The organism is Gilvibacter sp. CC01, assembly GCF_055755295.1.
Window position 1 is genome coordinate 1,162,374 of the sequence record NZ_CM146909.1, and the last position, 24,618, is coordinate 1,186,991.

A 24,618-nucleotide genomic window follows, 5' to 3' on the forward strand; every position below is an offset into this window, starting at 1 on the left:
ATTATTGATTTTTGATAGGCAGATAAACTTCCGCTTCCCATTGGAGTGCATCTCCTCCCATATGTGGGTCGTTCTTGTACACCTCAAAAGGCAAGGGATCTACCTCGATATTGTTATTTTCAGCATGTCTTAACAACCAATACCATGATTTGTCAGAGATGCTGTAATTCCCATTAAAAATAGTCTTTATTCCGCTAAAAGCCTGAACCTCTTTGAACTTAACTACTGCGGATGGCGGTAAACTGTCTGAGGCTCTAATGGGGAAACAAAAGTCGAAAGCAATACTATCTGTCTTTTGGTCCCACTGTGTAACTCGCAGGAAGGGATCGCCTTGCAGTTCCAAATTGTTGGAGTTGATGTATCCCATAACATCGGCGATATTACCCAGCATGGTTCGGGCTTTTTGTTTTGCCGTGGTTCGCACCGAGACATAAGCACAATAGCGGCCACTTACCTCAGCTTGCGTTACCCGACCTACCCGATAGCGCTCCCGATAATCAACCCACTCCTTGGCCAAATCTTCTACCGTACGGATACTGCGTTTTACAAAATCGGTTTTGTAAACAGGCGCATAGAAATTCTGGATCCACTTATGGTTCAGATCGGTAATGTAGGCGGTTACCTTGGTAGTACTATCTGATGTAGGTTCTAGTTCCCATCGATACTCAAACAGGGAATCTTTGAGTTCTACTCTTTGTAAATAGCTCGAATACGGTACCCTTGATACTAGTTCTACAGCTGAGCTGTCTGCATCGCCTTTTACGGCCATCCAAGCCCCAAGATTGCTATATACCAATCCTGCCGGGTCCTTGGTTTCAAAACTGATGCGGTAATTGTAGGGCTTGATCAAAAAGTGCCAGGACAAAAGCAGCACTAGAGCAAGCGCCAATACCGTCCAAAGTCCACTTTTATTCATTGATCATGTTTAGTTTTTCAATTACAAGCTTACCCACCTGCTGACCCTGATCTATTCCATTCTCAACAGCGGCACGGTAATGAATTCCACCGTACATACGGCTAATAGCGGCTTCTCTGGCTGCAGCATCAAAAGATTCGAAAGAACGCACCGGGAGGCCATACGGCAACTCTGTATCGTCCAAAAAGGCAAAGTCGTCTCCGAAGATATCAGTAAGCACCGTTGCAGCAGCATTAGAGATCACGGAGTGACCACTGGTATACTCTGGGAATGGAGGCGTCTGTAAAATCGGCTCCCAGTTCTCGTCGATATGCTTGTTTATGAGTGTTTCCGGACGCACTAGATTAGATCTGTATTTCTCGGCCCAACAATTGATAAATCCATCAAACAAAGCGATCGAGGTTTTGGTATAGGCGTAAATGGTCTTGTTCAGATCTGCCTCTGCTTGCTTACAGGCAATTTTAGTGATACCCATCCAGTGAGCTCCGGGAGTGATCTTTTTGGTGGCAAACATCAAGTGTCCGCGAGTAACCGAAACATAAGGGTTACAATCCCAAAATTGAGCGATCTCTACCTCTTCGGATTTATCTCCAGCTGCAGTGATCTTTTCGCTTATGTCGTAAACCTCTTTGAGCTCTTTGTAAAAATCACTGTCTGGCTCTAACGAAAACGCTGGGTGACTGATAGGTTTAAACTGTGCAGCAGAGTCCAGCACCATAGGCCGGATCTTGTTCCAGTGCGGCTCTATTCCCTCCATATAAGCAGGAGGAGTAGGTTGCCAACGCGCCGGATCATCAATATCTACGGTAAACTTGGGCATGGTACGGGTTTGCTTGTAGTTGTCTCCGTCTAACCAGGCTTTGATATGATCGGCCACTTTCAAGCCATAGTTTTTAGAGGCTTCAAATTGCTGCGGATTGATCTCTTCCCAACGAGCATAAATACTGTCTGCATACGACTGCATCATATCTTCTGAAAAGATCAGTGACTTACTCACTTCCATATGAGCAACCAATGCGGCTACGCCAGTATTGACCTGCTCATCGCTCAGTGCAGGAATAGGCGTTAGCCCGGGCAATTGCCCAGCAAGAGAATTGTATTGTGAATCGCGCTGCGCCATGATCTCATAAGCAGCGACATTTGGATACGCATAGATTCTACTGGCAACCGGTGGAGAGAAAATATCGTGCACCATAACTTGGGTCACTTTGTCTACCGAAGCCTGAAAATCATTAGCGGAAACAGCTAAAGGTTCTGCCTCTTTACAGGCAAATAAGCTCAGCAGTAACACACTGCAAGCAGCTGCACGTTTAATTGTTTTTGTCATAGCTGCGTATTTCATAAATCTGCGTTTTATCGTTATTGAACACAGCCAGCAGGTAAGGCTTGTTCCCTAATTTTATCAGTTCCAAATGTCGCAAGGATTTTCGTAAAAACTGCAATTCTTGCGGCCAAATTATCTGCGGATCCGCTCCGGGAAGTATCAGGGTTCCCGGCTGGGAGTCATAGCGCCCATGAAAGGGGATCACTCCGTCGTAGTTCCCACCTAAAAGCAATTGCTCATCGCCTCGATTTAGAAAATCGAAAGCAAGGGCATCTTTAAGCGGTGCCAACTGCAATTGCATTCCGAAGGGAATAAATTTATAACTCCCAGAATCATTGCGCAAATAGCCAGAGGCCAATTGATGGACCTCAAAGCGTTTAGCGCTTTCAAGAGCATTTCGACCCATTACTTCTGCAATGGATTTACCCGCAAAGTCCGCAAAATTTGGAAACTTCTTTTTTAGACTGACCATTTGGCCAGCGAGTTCGTCTAAGGGTAATAGCGGATAATAAGTGCCCTTTTTGGATTGAGCTAAAACTGTTTCTGTGGCTCCGTTGTTGTCAAAATCTGCATAATACATCAAAAGCGGTTCGTTTTCGCTGGCTTTGAATTTAGCGTTCAATCCCCAATTGCCCAACACCAAGTCCAAGTCGCCATCGGCGTCCATATCGAATGGCAGAATAAATTGCCACAATCCGTTTAAGTCGGATTTAACAGGATCGACTTGTGTAAAGGAGCCAGCTTCCACTTTTAAAAAGACAGGTGCCATCCACTCCCCAACAACAATAAGGTCTTTTTGTCCATCTTGGTCAAAATCGTGCCAGATGGCATCGGTTACCATCGCCAATGAAGAAAATGCTGCCGGTACACTGCGCTTTAATACTCCGCTTTCATTGATCAACAAATAAGATTCAGGCTGCTTTCCAAAGTCGTTGGTTACAGCATAATCCCCCACAAATACGTCTAGATCACCATCGTCATCAAAATCAAAAGGAGCGACAACACTCGCATTAGAATAGGTCTGTTCTAAAACGCTTGATTGCTCCTCATCTACCGTAAGAACTCTTTCTAACAAAGCAGACGCCTGACCACTAAAATCAGCTCCAGCTGCACCTAAAATCAGCTCTTCTGTGCCGTCACCATCCAAATCTGCAAAAGCAGCGGCGACTTCCTCATAAACCTTGTCTTGGACTAAAAGAGGTGTTTCCAATTTAGTAATACCTCTTTCCCCCAACTGGAATAAAGCCGGCTCTTCGAATTTGGAACTTCCAATGAACAGCTCTTGCTGCCCGTCATTGTTCCAATCGCCCACGGCTACAGCTGGTCCTCTGTCAGACAAACGATAAGGCAAAAGTTTTTGACGGTTAAAATCTAGGTAATTATCTTCTTTATGTCTGTAGTCTAATCCAAGTTTTGAACTAGCCTCTCTAAACAGTACTGTATGGTTGGCATTGCTAAAAGTCCACTGCTGCGTTGCATCATCTTTATTGATCCGCAACCGCTGATTTGGCTTTACTGCTTTAAGCACTTGAGCCTCTCCTTCTGGCCAAACAATAACTAGAGAGTCTATCGCACTACTGTCTTGCAGTCCAAATTCAATAAGCGGTTCACTGCTGGACTGAAAGCCCCGAGCCGTATACAGTTCCTTGTAATAGGTTTTCCCTTGCTGATATACATAGGTCTTTGCGCCTATAGCAGACGGATTAGTGGGGCTACCTTTTAGCTCCAATTGGAGGTAATTTCCTTTGGAGTCAATATCGTTACGATATACTAAAAGCGGTGCATTCAAGGCATTGCTTATAACATCCATATCGCCATCCCCATCGAGATCGGCCAAGGCAGTAGCTCCAGCAATTTGAGCATCAGGCCCGATCCAAGCTTGGGTCTGATCAGTAAATTGCATACTAGCATTACCGCGAAAAACCTTGTTGGAAACGGCTCCAGAAGGCATCATATCTAAAGCCTTTTGGTCGACGAGCTTTTTACTCTCGCGGCTTTCATCTATGGCTTGGGCAGATAAAAAGCGAATAAAATCAAGGTCGTTAGGACGTTTTGGAATCCCGTTAGAGACCCAGAGGTCCTGATAACCGTCTTGGTCAAAATCGTGGAACAATGCAGCCCAACTCCAATCCGTAGCAGCCACACCACTCATCAAGGCTGTTTCTATAAAACTGCCATCTGGTTGATTCAAAAACAACATATTCCGACTAAACTGATAGTGATAGCCGTATTGCAAGAGTCGCATGCGCTGGGTTTGGAAATTCTCGTCTCCTTCTGAGGCTTTGATCACCGTTTCGTCTTCGGGCAGCATATCTAGAGTTATCAGGTCTGGTCTGCCGTCATTGTTGATATCCGCAGCATCATTACCCATAGAAAAACGAGAAATATGCCCAAAGGCATCGCGTAACTGTTCGCTAAAGGTACCGTCGCCATTGTTGAGATAATAGTAATCGTCTTCGTGGAAATCGTTGCCAATATACAGATCCGGATAGCCGTCTAAATTAAAATCAGCCACTGCCACTCCAAGGCCATAACTACTAATGCCCCCATATATTCCAGCTTCTTCGCTCACATCCGTAAACACTCCATTATCGTTGCGCATCAGGCGATCGCCAGTCTTTTCGTTGCGCTTTTCTCTGAGCGAGGATCGGCCAAAGGAACCTTGGGTATGCACGGCGTGGTTCAGCAAATAGACATCTAAATCGCCATCTAAGTCATAGTCTAAAAAGGCTGCAGAGGTTCCATAGGTCTGGGCATCCAATCCATAGGCGGCTGCTTCTTCTTTAAAGGTCCCGTCTCCTTGATTGATAAAGAGTTCATGCCCGCCGGTAAAGCCGTTGATCCCAACTACTGCACACACATAGATATCCAGTAAGCCATCGGCGTTGACATCGGCCATTACGGCACCAGTGTTCCAACTGCTATTTCCGGCTACACCTGCAGAAGCAGGAGCCTCTTCGAACTGAAAACCACCTTTATTGTAGTATAGCTTGTTAGGCCCCATATTGGCTGTGGCATAGATATCTGGAAGTCCATCTGCATTGACATCGCCCACTGCCAATCCACCACCATTGTAGAAGTAGAGATAATCCAATATGTTCAAACTGTCACCCTCTACTAAAGTGTTTTCAAAGGAAATTCCTGTTTGCTCGGCAGAGAGCAAACTAAAGGCCGTCTGCTGTTTTTGGTCTTGCTCTGCGCAGGACCACAACACGAAGAGTCCGGCAAGCAAAGCCCATTTAGTCATTCAAACGATGGATTTTAGGTTCGGAATCATTAATAGCAGTGATCATAAAGCGATTGCCGTTGGCATCTTTAAAGATCTGCATATGTTTGATCTCATCTTTTACAAAGAAGCCAGAGTCTGCATAATCTTGCCAAGCAAAATTCCCAGAACCGTCGTTTAGCAATACGGATCCGTAGTTGGCATCCAAACGCGAATACTGCGGCTTGAACTCGTAGTTGTTCCCTCCTAAGAGCAGGTCTAGAGCACCATCGTTGTTGAGATCTGTACATTGGATTCCACAAACACAGGAAAGTTGAGCACGTGCAGGTAAAGCAACAAACCTAAAGCTCCCGTTACCCTCGTTAATAGCAACCGTATTCTGTGAGGTCACTACCTCTTTTACCAATGCCCTGCCTAATACTGCAGGAGTGAAGAGTTCCTGAATGCTCTTTTTAGCATATTCAGACGCACGTAAATTCTCTTTCTTTAGGAATACCATTTGGTTAACGATCTCCTTCTTCTGATGGATCGGCATATCGCGACCATCTATTCTTTGCGTCACTAATTGTTCTATGGTTCCGTTATTGTCAAAATCGCTTATCCAGATCTTCATGGGCTGATCTGCACTAGGCTTGTAGTGCAAATTCTCTCCCTGATTACCCAGCACCAGATCAAGGTCTCCATCGCCATCTAGATCTGCAGCTTCTACTGCATTCCACCAACCTGTTAAGTTTTCAAGATCTGTAGTGACCATGCTTAGAGCCCCATCTTTGAGTTCGTATACCATAGGTGCACCCCAGTCTGAAATGGTGAGCAATTCCTTGGTTTCATCGCCTAAAAGATCGATCCATTGGGCATCGGTGACCATTCCACTCAGACGGGACAGGTTTTTAAGCACCTTGGCCGAAGCCAATTGAAACTGGCCGCCCCCCATATTCTCTAAAAAGACAGACGAAGGATCAATTCCGTAGATACCAATTACAGAACGAGCTCCTAAAAAGACATCCATATCACCATCGCCATCATAGTCGTAAGGTGCTATAGAAGAGATATTGGTTGTTCCAGGAGGTAAGGCCAAGCTAGACTTTTGGAAAATACCGCTGCCGTTGTTCACATATAGTCGAGCAGTAACCGAAGTATTCTCGTTCACTTGATTTCCACCGGAGCCGACCATCAGATCCAGGTCACCATCGCCATCGGCATCAAAAAAGCTCGCCGCAGTATCTTCTAATTCCAGATCTGCGATCAACGCTGGTTGTTTACTCTCACGCATCTTGCCATTTCCAGCATGCAAATAGATCATGCCGGATTGTCCTTTAGCTCCACCAATAAAAACATCTTCGTGACCATCGCCATTTACATCTGCAACAGCAAGCGCAGGACCTTCTTGAGAGACCTTTTTGTAGATCATACCTTCGTAGTCAAAGTCTTCGTAATTGTTTTCTTTATGCGGTTCTAAGGATGCCGCCATCTCAGTAACCAAAGTCTTTCGTGCTAGCGGTTTTGGTGGCTGGTAGGTCAAGGTAGCAGCGCTCATATCAAAGTCGTAAGTAGCGTTGGCAGCCAGATCGGTGCGCAGCTCGGTACGATCATCGGGCCAAATAACTCGCAACGAGTCTATCTTGGTGGCAGTTCCCAGACCAATGGTCATTGGATGCTCCATAGACGATTGAAATCCTCTAGACGGAATCAACTCTTGCAACACCTCTTGTCCGTCGTAATACATCCGAACACGAGTCCCAACAGCAAAACGGTTCTTATCGGTTCCTTTAAAACGCAATTTGACGTAGTTGTTATTTAATTGTTCGGAATTGTTTCGGTACAAGAAAGATGGCATGTTTACATTATTGACCACCAGGTCCAAGTCTCCGTCGTTGTCTAGGTCACCATAAGCAGCACCGTTAGACAGGCCTGGTTCGCCTAGGCCCCATGCATTGGCCTTATTGTCAAAGGACAGGTCTTTCTGATTGTGGTACGCATAGTTCGGAATTGGTACCACAGGCATCTTATCGATAATACTGTCTATAGCTTCCTTTTTTCCAGTCAAGGCCATCTTTTGGATGATCTCGTTGGCAAAGAAGTCCACAAAATCGAGATCGGTAAGGTCGTGGTTTACCCCATTGGTCACAAAAATATCGCGGAAGCCGTCGTTGTCCATGTCGAACATCAGGCCAGACCAGCTCCAATCCGTAGCGGACACTCCACTGTAATATGCGATCTCGGAGAAACTTCCGTTGCCGTTGTTAAGCTGTAGTGTATTCTGAATGTATTGCTGATAGAAATCCTTGCTCTGCTTCAATTTAAAGACATTGTAGCCCTCGAACTCCATAACTGACTTTACGCGTTGATCACCATCGGGTAGCATATCGGTAATGAAGATATCTTGGTTTCCATCGTTATTGATGTCTGCCATATCGATTCCCATCGCAGAAAGGCAAAGGTGAGACATCCAATTCTTAATGTCTTCTGTAAAGGTTCCGTCTCGGTTATTGATGTAGAGGTAATCGCGCTCGTAAAAATCATTGGAGACATAGATGTCTGGCCAAAGATCGTTGTTAATGTCGGTCACCATAACTCCAAGTCCAAAACCGATAAGACTACCGTATATGCCAGCTTCTTCACTAACCTCGGTAAAGGTGTCGCCGTCATTTCTAAGCAGCATATCACCAACTCCGCGGAAGATCTTAGGCACGTCCCAGTCTTGCGCTCTAACATCGCGTTGATGCGCAAAGCCTAGCGAGGTTACTGGTATGTTACTGTTATTCAAAATATAGGCATCCAGGTCACCGTCTTTATCATAGTCAAAGAAGGTAGCATGCGTACTGAAACCTGTTTTTGCCAAATTGAATTCTTCTGCCTTTTCGGTAAAGGTCAAATCGCCGTTGTTGATATAAAGATCGTTGTCGTGATTGTCGCCTTCCATATTTCCGGCATTACTCACATAGATATCCAATAGTCCGTCTTGGTTGATATCTACCATGTTTACTCCTGTAGACCATGGCTTGTTTCCGGCAACTCCAGCGCTGTCGGTTATATCTCTGAACTTAAAATTCCCTTCATTGAGAAAAAGTTTGTTGGGCCCCATATTGGCAGTCATGTAAATGTCTGCTAAACCATCGTTATTGATATCGCCAATGGCAACCCCACCCCCATTGTAAAAATTGCGGTATTTGAAAATGTTGAAGTCTTTCTGATTGACAACTGTGTTGGTAAATTCAAATCCTGTTTCTGCCGGGTCTGTCTTGGTGAACAGTGTAGCCGCTAGTTCCTCTGTTTGCTCGTTCTCAGTAGTCTCTTTACAAGAGATAAGCACAAGGCTCAATAGGCCTGCACATAAGAAGAATTTATTCATTGGGTACTTGAATAAGATCATTTGTTATTTCTAAAACCACCGCTTCGCCATTGTTTTGCGTTACAATTAAGTGCGGTTTGTTATTTATTGTTATTGGTTGTATTGCTCTGCAGCTTCCAGTCAAATTCAAATTCGGATCGTTAACAGCGTTAAAACCAGTTTGCGGATCAAAGAGCAAAATACTGCCTTTAGAGGCATCTAAGCGCCCTATTTGGGTGCTGATATCAGTGCGATTCCCAACTGAGAAAATATCCGGAAAACCGTCTGAATTAAAGTCTTTTACAAAGATATCATTCACGGTGGAAATTTGCGCAGAAAATGGGAGGGAACTTGTGTTAAAGTTACCGCTGCCGAGGTTCTCAAAATAGGTGGTTGCAAGATTGGTAACTTCCTTTACTGCAGCGACTTCCCATTGAGATTCCGGGAAGAGTTCTTCCTTGGTTGCCGCAGCAAAGGCTGCATAGGACAAATAGTTCTTGTTGAGTTGTGGTATTTGCTTGGCCAGCTCGTCTTTAGAGGGCAGCAAAACCTCTTTCCCCTTATAATTATAGCTGATAAGTGTTTCTGCGGATCCGTTACCGTTAAAATCTCCGCGGTATAGCCGCAACGGATTCATTTCTGAGGCTGTCAAACGAGAATTAAGCCACCAATTACCTGCAACGATATCGAGATCTCCGTCTGCATCAAAATCAGCTACTACAGCAGTCTCCCATAGACCCGAGTTGGCTTTGAAAGCCGATATTTCCTGCTTTTCTAATTTGCCTTTCTTGTTGATGTATAATTGCAGCGGCATCCAATGGCCAACAATTAATGCATCTGGCCATCCGTCATTATTAAAATCATTCCAGAGGATCTGCTTCACTTTGCCCAAGTCCATCCAAGACGGAGCAATACTAGCCGTAACATCGCTAAAACCTCCCTGGCCATCATTGGACAATAATAGCTGCGTGGCATTGGAACCAAACTCTTTGGCTATACCATCTACAGCAATGCTAAGGTCTAGATCGCCATCCTTATCAAAATCTACCACAGCCACCCCAGCTGCATTGACCGCAATAGCCGCAAAAGCATCCTGATCTTTCACAAAGCCGTTTGTAGTATTCCAATACAAACGAGGCCTAATGGTCTTACCTTTGGTGAATTCGTTTCCTCCACTAACCACTACTAGATCTAAACGAGAGTCACCATTAAGATCAGCGAAAAGGGCATCGACATCTTCTGCGAGCTTATCAACTTCAAGATCGAGCTCGGTATAGTCTTCAAAACTCCCATCTGGCTGCTGTAATTTCAAAACAGAAGCTTGTCCCTTGGCTCCGCAGAAAAACACATCTTCCAAGCCATCTGCATTTATATCGCCAACGGCTACCCCAGGGCCTTCATTGGTGCTCGCATAAGCAATGAGTGGATCTAAGTTGAATTCTAGGGAGGCGTTCTCTTTGTGGGAAAACAAGTCCTTTTGGGTAGGCTTTATAAATGAAGTGCCGCTTGTCGATGGCAGACGACTGTGCCTGAATTTACTGTCGAGCGAAAGGCTGTAAATCTTATTGATCTCGGGTTGGTATAAAACCGTATTTCTCAGATGATCTCCTGTCCAAGAGACTACAACAGAATCGATCTTGGTATCGTTACTTAAACCAAAATGCATGCTAGCATCCATAGCGCTCTGATAGCCTCGTGTTGGGAAAAACTCTTGATACTGCATTCCAGAAGGCGTGTAAAGCCGAACACGAGCCCCTATAGCGCGGCCGTTGCCAATACTATCTGATTTACTCGAATCATTGTAGGCATGCACTTGGAGCTGCCAATAATTTGTGGAATCTTTTTCACGGGTCAGGTTCTTATAGACCGTAGCAGTTTGATTCACGTTATTGGAAACTATATCTAAGTCGCCGTCATTATCGAGATCTGCATATATGCTCCCGTTGCTAAAGCTCGGCACTCCCGCCACCCAATCTTTGGATTGATTAGAGAACATTTGTCCAGTTTCATTCTTATAGAAATAATTAAGCGTTTTCTTTTCTGGAATCTTTGCTACAAAGGCCATGTCTTCTTCTGTCATGCCTTTGCCCAGACGCTTTTGGATACTCTCGTCGGCAATGAAATTGATAAAATCCATGTCGTTGGTAGCCCCAAGGATTCCGTTACTGATAAAGATGTCCTTGAGCCCGTCATTGTCAAAATCTGCAATTAAGGGTGCCCAAGACCATTCCGTGGCAGAAATTCCACTTAAAAATGCAGTCTCATTAAAACGCATATTCCCTTGATTGAAATGCAAGGCGTTCTGCATATACTGAGGTGCATAGCCGTTGCGCAGATAATTGCTGTAGGTAGAATAACCAAATTCGACACCGGAAGATTTGTAGGTTTGTAGATCTTCTGGCAGCATGTCCACAGATAGAATATCGGTGAGCCCGTCGTTGTTCAGATCGGCAAGATCAACGCCCATGGTATAATGTGAAGTGTGCCCTAGAGGGTTTTGCTTACTGCTGATCTGCTCGGTAAATACTCCGTTGAAGTTATTGAGATAGAGGTAATCATTCTCAAAGAAATCATTCCCCACATAAATGTCAGGCAAACGGTCGTGGTTCAAATATCCAAGACCCAGACCGAGACCATAGCCTATTGGGCTTTGATAGATACCTGCCTCTTCTGAAATGTTGCGATAAAAACCATTTTCATTGGCGTATAGTCGATCTCCTGACAGGGAATCGATCTGTTTGCGTTTGCTCCCTCGCCCGTAATTGCTGTTCGGATTTACAGTGTGATTCATGAGGAACATATCCAAATCACCATCCTGATCATAATCGAAAAAAGTGGCCTGGGTTGAATAGCCTTTAAAGTCTAAACCATACAAAGAAGCTTGTTCTTTAAAGCTGGGAACGCCGGTATCAGAAAATCCTTGATTTACATACAATTTATTGCCCCCAGCTTCTGGATCCAAAGGAGCTACTTTGCTCACGTAGAGGTCTAATAGACCATCGTTATTAATATCTACTGTAGTTACTCCAGTGGTCCAGCCGGAATCATCTAGGACTCCTGCAGCCTCGGTTATTTCTTCAAACTTAAAATTTCCTTGATTTAGGTAGAGTGCATTTGGACCCTCGTTAGCCGTGAAATACAAGTCAACAAAGCCATCATTATTAAAGTCTCCTGCTGCTAGTCCGCCACCGTTGTAATAATAGATATAGTTGAGGATGTTTCGCTCAGGACGATTCAATAATCTATTTTCGAAATCGATCCCGGTACTTTCTGCAGCAACGATTTCAAAACGATAATCTTTTGGCTCATCTACTGCGGAATCACAAGCGGCCAACACTAGCAAAAAAAGGCCAGTAAAACCGAGCAGAAAAGAAGAATATATGGAGGATCGCAGCTTCATTTGAACGTGACCGAAATGTACGATTTAGCAAAGAAATATGCGAAAAATCAACCCAGATAATGAACAAGAAACTTTATTTATAAGGTAAAAAAAAACAGGCTCCCAAAAGGAGCCTGTTTCTATCTTGAAAAAGGAAAATTCTAGTAACCTTCGTTCTGAACCAAGTTAGGGTTAGAAAGAAGTGCGTTAATTGGAATTGGATACAAGTTTCTGAAGCTAGCGCCTACAGAAGCAGGATCTTTGAATTCCCAGTCACGAGTGAACTGTCCGAAACGCAACATATCGTTACGTCTCCAGAACTCGTACCAAAGCTCACGTCCACGCTCAGCTAACATATCAGCTTCTGATACACTTCCTAGTGGAGAAGCTCCACGAAGTGCTCTTAGCTCGTTAACCATAGCAGTAGCGTCTCCGCCCATACGCATCATAGCCTCAGCTTTCATCAAGTGAGCATCTGCGTAACGGAATACGATCTCGTGAGAAGTAAATGATCCGTTTACTGGGTGATACTTGATCAAACGTACACCAGTAGCCTCGCCGTTACCTTGAAGACCAGGAAGTTCTTTAGTAAATACTAAGTCGTTCCCAGGACGGTCTTTAAGTTTAGTACCGTCTTCGTTGTACTGTTGGTTGATCAAGAATCCGTAACCAATACCTAAGTTAGTGTCATCTGCATTAGATGCATCTGGCACCCAACCACGACGCTCTTCTTGACCGTCACCTACGTAGTTAGAGTTTGGATCTCCTTCGAAAGAGTCATAGAACTCAGCCAAAGTAGTAAATCCGTTCCAACCACCACCGGCGTTGTCAGGAGCATTGATGTTGTAGTGCATACCATTCCAGATACGGTTACCTACAGAGGTAACAGCCCACCAGATGGTTTCGTTATCTACATCTTGCTTGAACAGATCAAAGTATCCAGCTTGCAATGCAAAACCATCGGCAGCGATAGCATCAACAGCGTCGATTACCGCTTGATAGTCTGTATTGTCGATAGAACCTTTGTGACGCTCAGCGTTAAGACGCAACTTAGCCAACATGAAGTTAGCAGCAGCACGAGAAGCGCGGTTGGTCTCTGCACTAGGTCCTGTAGCAGGAAGATCTGGCAATGCAGTTGTCAAATCGTTAAGAATGAAATCGTAAGCCTCAGCAGATGTAAGTACAGTAGGGTTTACCTCTGGTCCGTCATCTACGTTTCTGAATGGAGCAACTCCCCAGAAATCCATTACGAAATACATACTAAAAGCACGTAGGAACTTCGCCTCAGCAGCTTGCTGTGGAGTTGGGCTTGAACGAGAATCGATAACTTCCGAAGCACGGAATACATTCTGGTTCAAGTTGTTCCAAGTGTTCAAAATATACTGGTGTGTTGGAGACCAAGTGTGCGCGTGTAGCGTACGCCAGATTCCGTTATCACCCCAGTCAGTACCACGAGTTGGTACTAGGGTCTCATCAGTTGATACTTCATTCAAAGCGAAGAAGTTCGCCTGATCACCAAGTTGCCCGTAAACGTCATTGTATACGTTGTTAAGAGCAGCCTCAGCATTTACCCCGTTAAAACCAACAGATTCGTCAGTAAGAACAGAGTCAGTAGCCTCAATTTCCAAGTCGGTACAAGAAATTGCCAAAAGAGAAACGAGGGCCATCGCTAGAAGCGATCTTGTGTTCATCAAAATGTTTCTTTTCATAATAATTTTAGAATTTAGCATTTATACCAAATGAAATTGTTCTCGGTCTAGGGAAAGCCGTGTAATCGATACCGTAAACAGGGAAACCGTTCAATAGATCTCCACCACCTGGCGATACAGAAACTTCAGGATCAAGACCAGAGTAGTCAGTGATCACGAATAGGTTCTGTCCGATTAGCGACAATTGTAGCGCGTCAAACAATCCATCTTCTTCCATCGGCACGTTGTATGACAACGTCGCGTTCTGAAGTCTTACAAAATCCCCTTCTTCTAGGAATCTTGTTGAAACATCTGCAGCAGCGTCAAACGATTCACCAGCAGTAAGTGTGCTTGGTAATACGTTACGGCCCCCTCTAAATGCACCAGCCGTAAAGAATGCGTTTGCTGTGTTGTTGTAGATGTAGTGTCCGAACTGTCCGTTAAAGAATGCCGATAACGTCCAGTTTTTATAAGCAACTGTAGTAGAGAGACCAGCAGTAATATCTGGTAAAGCGCTCTTTCCTACGAATTTTTGTACGTCTCCTTCAGGATACAATGGTTGTCCTGTAGTAGCGTCGAATCCACCAAACTCTCTCAAGAAGTAAGAGAAAAGTGGCTGACCTTCTTGCAGCTGCTGAGCAAATGCAAGAGATAGACCTTGACCACGGATAGTACCTGCTGGGAATTGACCCTGTAGGCTAGTGATCTCGTTCTCGTTGTAAGTCAATTGGAAGTTAGCATTCCAGCTAAAGTCTTCTTGGTCTACGATATCGTATCCTAGAGCGATCTCAATACCTTGGTTGATTACCTCAGAATCTGGCAAGTTCAAGAATACGAATGGCTGAGCCGCTGGCTGAGCAGAAATAGTACGTAGCAATAGGTCTGTAGTAGACTTGCGGTATACGTCAACAGTAGCCGTGAAACGGTCGTTGTTAACACCAAAGTCGATACCAGCACCGAATTGCATAGTTTCTTCCCACTTCAAGTCAGGGTTAGCGAAAGACTGAGAAGAAGTACCTGGGATGTTGATATCACCACCGTCGTTGATAACGTCTCCACCACCAAAGCGCTCACGCTGTAGGAAGTTACCGTATCCTAGACCATCCTGGTTACCAGTGATACCCCAGTTTAAACGAAGTTTTAAAGTAGATACGTTATCTCCGATGAAATCTTCTTCGTTGATCTTCCAAGCTACCGCTGCAGAAGGGAAGTATCCATACTTGTTGTCATCACCAAAAGTAGATGAACCATCCGCACGCATAGTAGCAGTGAACAAGTACTTGTCAGCTAGTGTATAGTTTACACGAGCAAAATAAGACTGTAGTTCGTCAAAGCTATCGAAAGTATCTCCAAACAATGAACGGGTACGTGCACCAGTGGTGTTCCCGATGTTATCCTGAAGGATTTCTGGGAAAAGACGGTTTACGAAAGTTCCGTTGATGTTAGGAGCATATCCGTACTGCTGGTAAGATCCACCGATCTGGCTCTCTACTGCATCCGCAGAAGAAACAAGATCGTCGATCATGTCACCTAATTGAGTCGTAAAGAATCCGAAACCACTTAGGTTACGTCCGTTACGATCGAATTTTTGGTAAGAGTAACCTGCAAGAACATCCAATGAGCTGTTCTCAAATTCTTTTTTGTAGTTTAAAGTAGCTTCCAAAAGAGTGTTAGTAGCCTCACGCTGAGAAACACCAGCCACACCGTTTCCGAATGCACCTTGGTCTACGTTAAGCGCTTTTCCACTTGTAGCACTGCTTAAGAAAGTGTCAGTATAGTCATAACCTAGATTAACTTTTGCAGAAAGCTCAGACGTAACATCATACTCAGCTGAGAAGTTAACAAGGATACGATCTGTGTTACCTAAGTTCTCTGTGTAAGCCAACAAAGCAGCAGGAGAAGTTAGACCACCAGTCCCTGTAAAGTCAGGGTTATTAGGCCAAGTTGGGTTTGCTGAGTAAGCAGAACCAAGTAAGTCACCTCTAAATCCGGCAGAACCAGAAAGCGGTGCAAACTCGTCGTTGGTACGACCGTAAGAAGCCTGTAATCCTAATTTAAGTTTGTCTTCCAAGAAACGGTGCTGTGCGTTCAAACGTCCAGTAACACGCTCTAGAGAAGAGTTCTCTACGATACCGAAGTTCTTTCCGTAGCTAAAACTTGCACGGATGTTACCATCACCGTAATTGTTAGTGTAAGACAAGTTGTTTGTTGTAGAAGTAGCTCTTCTGAAAGCAACATCTTGCCAGTCCGTGTTTGCACCGAAGTTGCGTTCAGCGATGTCAAAACCGTTGGCAGTAGAAGCAGCTAAATAAGAAGGAGCATCAAGCAAGTCATACTCATTTGCAGCTTCAGCTACAGAGAAAGTAGAACTCAACTCAAAAGAACCTCCACGACCACTACGACCAGATTTGGTAGTAATGATCACAACCCCGTTCGCACCACGAGAACCGTAGATAGCAGTTGCAGATGCATCCTTAAGGATAGAAATGCTCTCGATATCATTTGGGTTCAAGAAGTTTAACGGGTTACGAGCTCCAGCAGAACCGAAAGTAGTTCCTGAAAGCTCTAAACTTGTGTCGTTGGCTAATGGCACACCATCAACTACGAAAAGCGGGTTGTTGTTAGAGCGGATAGAGTTCGAACCACGAATTCTAAATGCCACTGCAGAACCTGGTTCCCCAGAATCCTGAGAAATCTGAACCCCGGCAGTCTTACCTTGGATCAATTGTTCTGGAGAAGCGATAACCCCTTGGTTAAAGTCGTCCGATGTAACCGCCGTAACTGCACCAGTTGCGTCTTTCACAGTCGTAGAACCATAACCAATAATAACTACCTCTTCTAGTGCTTCAGTGTCTTCCTGCATCACAAAGTTGATAGTAGTCTGTCCGTTTACTGAAACTTCGGATGTAACAAATCCAACATAACTAAACACGATAGTGGCGTTAGGATCAACGTCGCTAAGCGAATAGTTACCGTCAAAATCTGTTTGAGCTCCATTAGATGTTCCCTTAACAAGAACATTCACCCCTGGTAGCGGTCCTGTTGCATCAGACACCGTACCCGAGACGCTAATCTGAGCGTAAACTGTACTCCCGAGTAGCGCAAACATCGGAAGTAGAAAAAGTCTCATTAGTAATTTGTTTTTCATACAGTTATTTGGTTTAGATTAAATAAAATTTCAAATTGTTTTAAAGATTTAACAACAACACTGATTGCTCAGGCTGCTGCCGTTATTTTTAGTCTATTACGCTTTAAAGTGATAAGATACGACTTTTTCACCAAAAAAGCGGTTGATGAATTTATGCTTTGAGCTTCAGTTAAAGAAAAATCAATTCCCCTCCAGTGATGGCTAATTCGCTGCCCCCGCTGAGAGTGTTCACCTGCTGTTTTGTCGTGTACTTTTACCGCTGTGGCCGTTGCATTTTCGCGAGGGGATTGATCTCCAAAATTAACTGTACTGTTTCGATGGTTGTGTGGTCGAACTGCGGCAGATTGCTCACCTGTAAAAATAGAAAATAGGCTCGTGTATGGTTTGTACCCACCATAAACGGCCTGTTCAGTTCTGCGATCTGAGCTAATTTTCTGCACTATCATGTTCATTAACTTCCTGATACCGAGAGACTTTGGTTGCAATCTTTCGATTTGAAGTCAGACAACATTAAAGCCTTATTTTCTTAACGTTGTCTTAATTTAATGGCTAATATTTACTTTTTTTTTGATTATTAAAAATAAACACTCTTAAAAACGCGATTTTCATAACCGAAAACGTTTTCGTATTTTCGACTCCAGAAAACGGCACAGAACGAAAAATTAACGAAAACGTGTGAGCTGTAGTCTTAAGCAAGGTTTTTGTTTAATCTTTACAGGCGTAAATTTTCGTAAATATTTTTCGATTTTCGTAGATGCCCGAATGTGTTTTCTACTAATGGTAGCCCTAAAGCTGCTACTGGCTTATGACTAACAACAACCAACTATAATAACCACCACTAATCTACCCGAGTGTCGGCAGACCCTATGGAACAAGTTACTCTTAAACAAATTGCGGAATATCTAGGCATTTCTATTGCCACTGTATCTAAAGCCTTAAAAGATTACCCAGATGTAAGCCAAAAGACAAAAGCCTTAGTAAAGGCCGAAGCGGAAAGGCTCAATTACCAACCCAATAGTTTTGCGGTCAACCTGCGTACCAAAGAAAGCAAGACCATCGGACTCATTATACCTGAGGTAGTACACTTCTTCTTTGGGAATATTGTAAGAGCAATTATAACCCAAGCCGAAAAGAAAGGTTATTTGGTGATCATTCTACAATCCGATGACAATCCGGAATTAGAAAAGAAGCAGATCGATCTGCTGATCAGTAAACGAGTTGACGGGATCATGATCTCCTTGGCCAACAATACCGTAGACATCTCTCATTTGCAAAAGGTGATGCGTTTGGGCATTCCGCTAGTAATGTTCGACAAGATATCTAAACTGGTCCCTTGTTCCAAAATCATCATTGACGACCGCAAAGCGGCCTATGAAGCAACCAAACATCTCATTGATCAAGGATGCACCAAGATCGCTCACTTTAGAGGCCCGCTCCTACCACAAAACTCCATCGATAGATTCCTCGGATATAAAAAGGCCCTAGAAGACCACGGACTTGAGTACAATTCCAAACATGTCTTCCTATGCGATCCTATCATCTATGAGAAAGGTAGAGAACACGCTGCTGCCCTATTGGATCAAGGAATGGACATAGATGGGATCTTTGCCAATACAGATATGGTAGCCATTGGTGCACTTTCTGTCTTTAACGAAAGAGGCATTAAGGTTCCGGAGCAACTCAAGATCATAGGTTTTAGCAATTGGTTCATCTCCTCTGCAATGACCCCAACTTTGAGCACCGTAGATCAAGACGGTGTAAAAATGGGTAAAAAAGTATTCAAAAGACTCTTTAAAGAATTGCGGGCCAAAAAGAACGGACAACTGCTTCCACCAGAAACAATAGCCATGCCAACCAAGGTCATAGGAAGAGGCTCTTCTATGGTAAGCAAAGCAGCCCTTACCGCCAAGTCCTAATCCTTTAATCGAGCTTCGAGTTCTGTCATTGGAATTTCTGTAGTAGCTCCAGGCGTTTCAGCTACTAAAGAACCTAGGGCACAACCTAATTTAAGGGCTTGTTGCGGGCTCTGATCTGCCAGATACAAGCTGTATACAAAAGCTGCCAAAAATGCATCACCGGCACCTACGGTATCAACCACCTGCGCTGGAAATCCTTTTTGGCTATAGAACTCCTCTCGATGCAGCACTGCGGCTCCCGCTGCACCTAAGGTCACACAGAGCGTTTCTGTTTGTGTTTTGGCAGCGAGTAAACGAAGTTGCTGCTCTAATTCGTCCGCAGTAATATCCAACTCCCTAAGCACCAAAGGAAGCTCATCTTCATTAAGCTTAATACAACTGGCCTTGTCCATTAATGGAATCAGCTGATTCATTTGATAATGTGGTGGCCTGAGGTTGATATCGAAAACCACGGTATCGCAACGCTCTACTAATTTGTGGAGCTGGCTCAGGTTGAATGCTTCACGCAAGGCCAAACTACCAAAAACCAAGATGGGATTATCAACTAAAATTTCAGGTGCTGGAATATGATCCCAAGCCACTGGCTGGCCTATGGTATAAGTGGCTGCGCCTGCTTGGTCAAGTTCCACATTAACATAACCCGTAGCCAACTCTTTATGCGGATAGATACAAGTCGTGTCTAGCCCGAGCTCTTCGAGATCAAAATAGGTTTCATGCCCTCTGGCATCATTTCCCACAGCACTGATAAGTTGTACTTCTGCACCGAGCCTATGAAGGCGAAAAGCTACGTTAAATGGAGCTCCTCCCAATACTTCACGATCCGGGAAACAATCCCAGAGAATCTCTCCATAGCAAACCACATTAGGCGTATTAGGCTTCTTCATCTACAAGCTTTTTCTCCAAGTCTTCTAAAGACACGCCTTTGGTCTCTGGCATTTTAAAGATCGCCCAGAGCAATTGTAAGACCATCATTCCCGCAAAGAAGTAATAGATATACCAAAGCGAGTCCCTAAGAATTCCTTCTTGCTCGTCAATAAAAAATGGGGTGATGAGAGTTATCAAAGCTGCAAACACCCAATGGGTACTTGTGCCCCAACTCTGGCCGTAAGCCCGAACTCGATTCGGGAAGATCTCTGAAATGAACACCCAAATAACCGCACCTTGTCCAATGGCGTGTGAAGCGATGAAAATACAGATAAAGGTAAGTAGCATGGCTGGAGAAGCATTCGAATAGAAACACCATCCGACCATAAGCAAACTAACAATGTAACCTATTGAACCTATAATTATGAGTTGTCGGCGCCCTAATTTATCAATAAGACGAACCCCAATAAGGGTAAAGACCAAATTCACGATTCCTATTGCAATAGAATTAAATAGTGATTCTTCTCCGCCCAAACCGGCTTGTTCCAAGATCTGCGGCGCATAGTACAACACAAAGTTGATTCCACTGAGTTGGTTGAAAAAGGCGATCAAGAAGCCTAACCAAAGTACACGATTGTATTTCTTCTGAAACAGTTTTTCACTGGTTTTAGGTTGAAGCAAATCTTGTTTAATCTCTTGCAAGACATGCTTGGCCTTATCTGCTGCGGAGTAGATAATTTCTAAAATTCCAAGAGCGCCTTGGTCGTCCTTTTTGTGAATGGCCAACCAACGCGGGCTGTTGGGCACTTTCAATACCATTATGGTATACAACAAGGCTGGCAAGGCTTCTACCCCGAGCATCCAACGCCAATCGTTGGCACCATCGAAACCTTTGAGTAACCAATTGGAAATAAAAGCAACCAAAATTCCAAAAACCAGGCAGAACTGATAGAGCGCTACCATCTTACCTCGGTTCTTGGCAGAGGTGATCTCAGAAATATAGATCGGCGCAGCCACAGAAGATACTCCTACTCCAACGCCACCAATAAATCTAAAGAACGAGAACGAATACGGATCTGGCGCCAAGGCGCTTCCTATAGCTGAGATAAAGAATAGCACCCCGATCCAAAAAAGGGTCTTTTTTCTACCTAATCTCTTAGTGGGGATACCTCCGGTTAGAGAGCCTAACACTGTTCCCCATAATGCCATAGACATGATAAAGGTTCCGTGAAATAAGGGCGAGGTGTTCCAAAGTTCTTGGATAGGTTTGTTCGCACCACTGATCACAACGGTATCGAATCCGAAGAGAAAACCGGCCAAGGCCACCGTGACCGACCATATTACAATTTTGTTCATCTTGTTGTTGGTTAGTTAGTTATTTCCAAATGCTTGGAATGGAATCTATCCGAAAGTTACGTATCCCAGACTTGCTTTGGTTAACCACCTGCACCTCATCATAAGGTATAGTGGGAAAAATTTGTTCGGTAAAGACATAGCGCCCCCAGTCTACAAACACCTCAATGGAAGAAGCGTCTATATAGACCGTTACATCCATCTCTTCTCCATTCGGCGTAAAGGGCTGGCTGTGGCGTTCTGCTCCAAAAGACGGCTCAAAGTCTACAATACCGCTTTGGGTTCTGTCAAAGGTCATTGTACTGTCTTGCGGAAAGAAGCCCAGTTCTATCTCTTCGCGTTTATCATTGCTTAAAATAAAGAAGGTAGTCTCATTGGCCGGAGCCTTAAACTGAATTCTATGCTGATTCAACGGAACAGAATCAAAGTAGACTTGTCCTGGAGCGTCTGCTGCATAAACTGGTTCGCGATCATAGACCAAGGTATCTACCTTGTCATAAGGATAATTGGTTAGGCGAAGCCCTTCTTTAAATTCTTTAAGTTTCAGGCTGCGCGGCAAGGTCATAGAACTGCGCCATACTTCAGTTGGGGTGTTGCGCGCGTAGTTCCAATTGCTCATCCAGCCTATGAATAGTCGCTCCTGATTAGGCTCATTATTATAAGTTACGCCCGCGTAGTTGTCTGTACCGTAGTCTATCCAAAGTGGTTCTTCTTGATCTGTTGTAAAAGTTTCTCCGTCCCAATCGCCAATGAAATACTGTGTTCCGGACCCGCCATTTGGCGCGCCTGGATTTATACTGATTAGTAACACCCAACGCGCATCATATGAACCGTGAATGCGAAGCTTAAAAAGATCTGGACATTCCCAAACCCCTCCGTGAGCGCCCTTGTCTTTGCCAAAATCGCTCATGTGTACCCAATCTTTTAAGTTCGGAGATTTATAGAATTTGGCATGGTCACCTGCAACCAGAACCATGACCCACTGCTCGGTTGTCTTGTCCCAAAATACTTTTGGGTCTCTAAAATCTTTGATTCCGTCATTGCCAATAACAGGATTGCCCTCATACTTGGTCCAAGTGTCTCCATTATCTAAACTGTAGGCAATGCCTTGGGTTTGAAAATCGGTTCTTCCGGCTTGTTCGCCTTCCATGAGGTGGTAGGTGAAAATAGCGACCAGTGGCGCTACACCGTCTTTTCCGAAGCCTGAAGTATTGTCGTGATCTACCACAGCGCTGCCAGAGAAGATGAGTCCGTGCTCATCAGGGTATAAAGCAATGGGCTTGTGCTCCCAATGTACCATATCTTTACTGGTGGCATGACCCCAATGCATCGGCCCCCAAACAATATCGTCTGGATAATACTGATAGAACAAATGGTAAACGCCATCATTGTATACCAAGCCGTTGGGATCGTTCATCCATTTGGCAGGCGGCGAAAAATGATATTGTAAGCGATAAGGTTCATCGTAATTGGAGCTGAACTGTGGAGTTACCTCCGCGGCATTTTGCGAAGCCTCTTTGCATCCCACAAGGAAAACAAGGAGTAAAAAAGGGAGATATCGCATGGATGTTTACTTAGTTGTGCCGCTAAGATAATAGAATTGTATTAGTTGCCGCCCACAAAAAAAGCAGCCCTGAGGCTGCTTTTCTGCTTTAAGTGTAAAATTAACCCTAGTGCGCAAAGCGGTAAGCCATTTTTGGCTTTACCTTACCGAAGATTCGGTGTTTTAACCAACGTAAAATCCCTGCTACACTGTAAGGAGTGAAATTGAACTGCAAACGCAGCTCTTGAGGGCTTTTACTTGAAACCGCATAAGCACCTTGAATATCAAAATCCAAATAAGGTGTATCAAATACCTCTTTTTTGGAGTAGTCATTTAAGACAAAAGAGTTGTCCCATGCCTTGAGGTAAAAACGAACCTTGGTGTAAACGGCCTCTGGCAAGGTCACTGCTTCGCGGGTCTTTATAAAAAGCCCGGTATGCTGACCTCTGAGTTGTAAACGGGTTTGTTGCATAAAAGATTCAATACTGGTGGTGTTGCCATTAGAATCTACTAATGCAAAACCGTTTATGTTTAGAGACATCTCTGCTATTTTTAGCGGATCGTTCTCTTTTTGTGTCAAACTTAAATTAAGGGTGTGCGCACGTTGCGTCTCCCAATGGGCAGCTAAGTCCAAACTGTTTGGAAAGGTCTGCCAAATACTCGGATAGAATTTTCTGTTCTTCATAAGCGTGTATTAACAATTAAATACAGGGCAAATTTCGGGCAATTCTATCCGCTTTTGCGCAACAAAATCCTCCGATTTATATGCTATTTGAACCTATGAACAGAGGGATAAAAGACTTGTTTATAGCACAATATATCATCTAGACGAGGGTGTATATCTGTGTAACTCAGGTTACGAAAATAAAGAGATGGTGAGAATAATTTTGATTTTAAAATAAAGAACAATTATGGCATTATTCAATTCAATTTTCAAGGCATCGATAAAAAAAGATAGCAACTACAACCTACTGAGCGTAGATAATTATAAGGAAGCAATAAGCAAAAAGACAGTCCAATTAGTAGATGTGCGCACTCCAGGCGAATTTAGAGCCGGGCATATTTCAGGTGCTGTGAACATAGACTTTTTTGATCGAGCAAACTTCAGATCGAGATTCGAGAAGTTTGACAAAGAAAAACCATTGTATATCTACTGTCGCTCTGGTAACCGCAGCCAAAAAGCCGCAAATATCATTAAGGATTTAGGATTCAAGGAAATTTATGACCTGGCCGGCGGGATCATGAGATGGTAATAATAACCCTATAAACATTATAACAAGGTGCAAAAAGTAAAGATCATCGGCCTATTGGCCATCGCAGTCACTATATTCAGCTGTAAAGAAGCGACGAAAGACACATATAAGAGCGCAAGCAAAGAAATGTTAGCTGCCCCTGGCGAGTATGCTGTACACCCAGGTAAAGCACTACTGGAGAATAAGTGTAACCTGTGCCACAGCCCAACTGCGTCCAATGATGAAGGCCGAATTGCTCCACCTATGGCAGCAGTTAAAGCACATTATATAAATGAAGACACCTCTAAAGAGGAATTCATCGCAACACTTTGGGATTTTGTGCAGCAACCTTCAGAAGATAAAGCAAAAATGCGCGGAGCCTTACAACGATTTGGTCTTATGCCTTATCAAAAATTCGATAAAAAAGAAATTGAACTAGTAGGTGAATATCTCTATGACTTTCAAATAGAGGAACCCGCATGGTTCAGAGACCATTGGCAAGGAAAGCAACCCGTCAAAGGACACGGCAACAAAGGTAATAGACAAAAGCAACGGCAAGGCCACAGACTATGATGTAAATCAAGTAAGAGGAATCCGGAACATCGTACTACCCAAATAAACATAGCCGTAAAAAACGAGAGATAGCTATGTAACACGGGTTACCTATGTTTTATTTACAATAGGATAATTTTATGCCA

The 24,618-nt window shown here is 44.0% G+C and carries 15 protein-coding genes; 3 read left to right on the forward strand and 12 right to left on the reverse strand.

Annotated features, from left to right (window positions below; all coding sequences use genetic code 11):
- Nucleotide 1: 1 nt before the first annotated feature.
- From AC0J2F_RS05525 to AC0J2F_RS05560, 8 genes are all read right to left on the reverse strand, one after another.
- Nucleotides 2–916, reverse strand: a complete 915-nt coding sequence (locus AC0J2F_RS05525) for a GyrI-like domain-containing protein (protein ID WP_473009189.1) — start codon at nucleotides 914–916, stop codon at nucleotides 2–4.
- Complete coding sequence (locus AC0J2F_RS05530) at nucleotides 909–2,258, reverse strand: vanadium-dependent haloperoxidase (protein WP_473009190.1); 1,350 nt, start codon at nucleotides 2,256–2,258, stop codon at nucleotides 909–911. The genes AC0J2F_RS05525 and AC0J2F_RS05530 overlap by 8 nt, the downstream gene beginning before the upstream one ends.
- Nucleotides 2,227–5,487 carry a VCBS repeat-containing protein gene (locus tag AC0J2F_RS05535; RefSeq protein WP_473009191.1) on the reverse strand — a complete coding sequence of 1,087 codons (3,261 nt, stop codon included), beginning with the start codon at nucleotides 5,485–5,487 and terminating at the stop codon, nucleotides 2,227–2,229. The genes AC0J2F_RS05530 and AC0J2F_RS05535 overlap by 32 nt, the downstream gene beginning before the upstream one ends.
- Entirely contained in the window at nucleotides 5,480–8,839 is a 3,360-nt protein-coding gene (locus tag AC0J2F_RS05540) for an FG-GAP-like repeat-containing protein (protein ID WP_473009192.1), read from the reverse strand. The genes AC0J2F_RS05535 and AC0J2F_RS05540 overlap by 8 nt, the downstream gene beginning before the upstream one ends.
- Nucleotides 8,811–12,134, reverse strand: coding sequence for a VCBS repeat-containing protein (locus tag AC0J2F_RS05545; RefSeq protein ID WP_473009370.1), 3,324 nt, complete (start codon nucleotides 12,132–12,134; stop codon nucleotides 8,811–8,813). Before AC0J2F_RS05545 ends, AC0J2F_RS05540 begins: the two co-directional genes overlap by 29 nt.
- Before the next feature lie 203 nt (nucleotides 12,135–12,337).
- Nucleotides 12,338–13,885 carry a RagB/SusD family nutrient uptake outer membrane protein gene (locus AC0J2F_RS05550; RefSeq protein WP_473009193.1) on the reverse strand — a complete coding sequence of 516 codons (1,548 nt, stop codon included), beginning with the start codon at nucleotides 13,883–13,885 and terminating at the stop codon, nucleotides 12,338–12,340.
- Nucleotides 13,886–13,892: 7 nt separating this feature from the next.
- Nucleotides 13,893–16,994 (reverse strand): SusC/RagA family TonB-linked outer membrane protein, encoded by a 3,102-nt coding sequence (locus AC0J2F_RS05555; protein ID WP_473009194.1) that lies wholly within the window; start codon nucleotides 16,992–16,994, stop codon nucleotides 13,893–13,895.
- An 86-nt stretch (nucleotides 16,995–17,080) separates the two neighbouring features.
- Nucleotides 17,081–17,458, reverse strand: coding sequence for a hypothetical protein (locus tag AC0J2F_RS05560; protein WP_473009196.1), 378 nt, complete (start codon nucleotides 17,456–17,458; stop codon nucleotides 17,081–17,083).
- 405 nt (nucleotides 17,459–17,863) lie between these two features.
- Between AC0J2F_RS05560 and AC0J2F_RS05565 the strand changes: the two genes are divergently transcribed.
- The gene (locus AC0J2F_RS05565) at nucleotides 17,864–18,928 is read left to right on the forward strand and encodes a LacI family DNA-binding transcriptional regulator (RefSeq protein WP_473009197.1); all 1,065 of its coding nucleotides are present in this window, start codon (nucleotides 17,864–17,866) and stop codon (nucleotides 18,926–18,928) included.
- Here AC0J2F_RS05565 and AC0J2F_RS05570 read toward each other — a convergent pair.
- The 4 genes from AC0J2F_RS05570 to AC0J2F_RS05585 all read right to left on the reverse strand — a co-directional run bounded on the left by AC0J2F_RS05570 (nucleotide 18,925) and on the right by AC0J2F_RS05585 (nucleotide 23,373).
- Entirely contained in the window at nucleotides 18,925–19,812 is an 888-nt protein-coding gene (locus AC0J2F_RS05570) for a carbohydrate kinase family protein (RefSeq protein ID WP_473009198.1), read from the reverse strand. The genes AC0J2F_RS05565 and AC0J2F_RS05570 overlap by 4 nt on opposite strands.
- Nucleotides 19,799–21,148: a sugar porter family MFS transporter gene (locus AC0J2F_RS05575; RefSeq protein WP_473009199.1), complete on the reverse strand. Its 1,350-nt coding sequence runs from the start codon at nucleotides 21,146–21,148 to the stop codon at nucleotides 19,799–19,801. The genes AC0J2F_RS05570 and AC0J2F_RS05575 overlap by 14 nt, the downstream gene beginning before the upstream one ends.
- A gap of 19 nt (nucleotides 21,149–21,167) precedes the next feature.
- A complete protein-coding gene (locus AC0J2F_RS05580) occupies nucleotides 21,168–22,709 on the reverse strand; it encodes a glycoside hydrolase family 32 protein (RefSeq protein ID WP_473009200.1) in 1,542 nt (513 codons plus the stop codon).
- Nucleotides 22,710–22,815: 106 nt separating this feature from the next.
- Entirely contained in the window at nucleotides 22,816–23,373 is a 558-nt protein-coding gene (locus AC0J2F_RS05585) for a hypothetical protein (RefSeq protein WP_473009201.1), read from the reverse strand.
- A 226-nt stretch (nucleotides 23,374–23,599) separates the two neighbouring features.
- Here AC0J2F_RS05585 and AC0J2F_RS05590 point away from each other — a divergent pair, with 226 nt between their 5' ends.
- Both AC0J2F_RS05590 and AC0J2F_RS05595 read left to right on the forward strand, forming a co-directional pair.
- Complete coding sequence (locus AC0J2F_RS05590; RefSeq protein WP_473009202.1) at nucleotides 23,600–23,941, forward strand: rhodanese-like domain-containing protein; 342 nt, start codon at nucleotides 23,600–23,602, stop codon at nucleotides 23,939–23,941.
- 27 nt (nucleotides 23,942–23,968) lie between these two features.
- The gene (locus tag AC0J2F_RS05595; RefSeq protein ID WP_473009203.1) at nucleotides 23,969–24,493 is read left to right on the forward strand and encodes a hypothetical protein; all 525 of its coding nucleotides are present in this window, start codon (nucleotides 23,969–23,971) and stop codon (nucleotides 24,491–24,493) included.
- The last annotated feature ends 125 nt before the right edge of the window (nucleotides 24,494–24,618 follow it).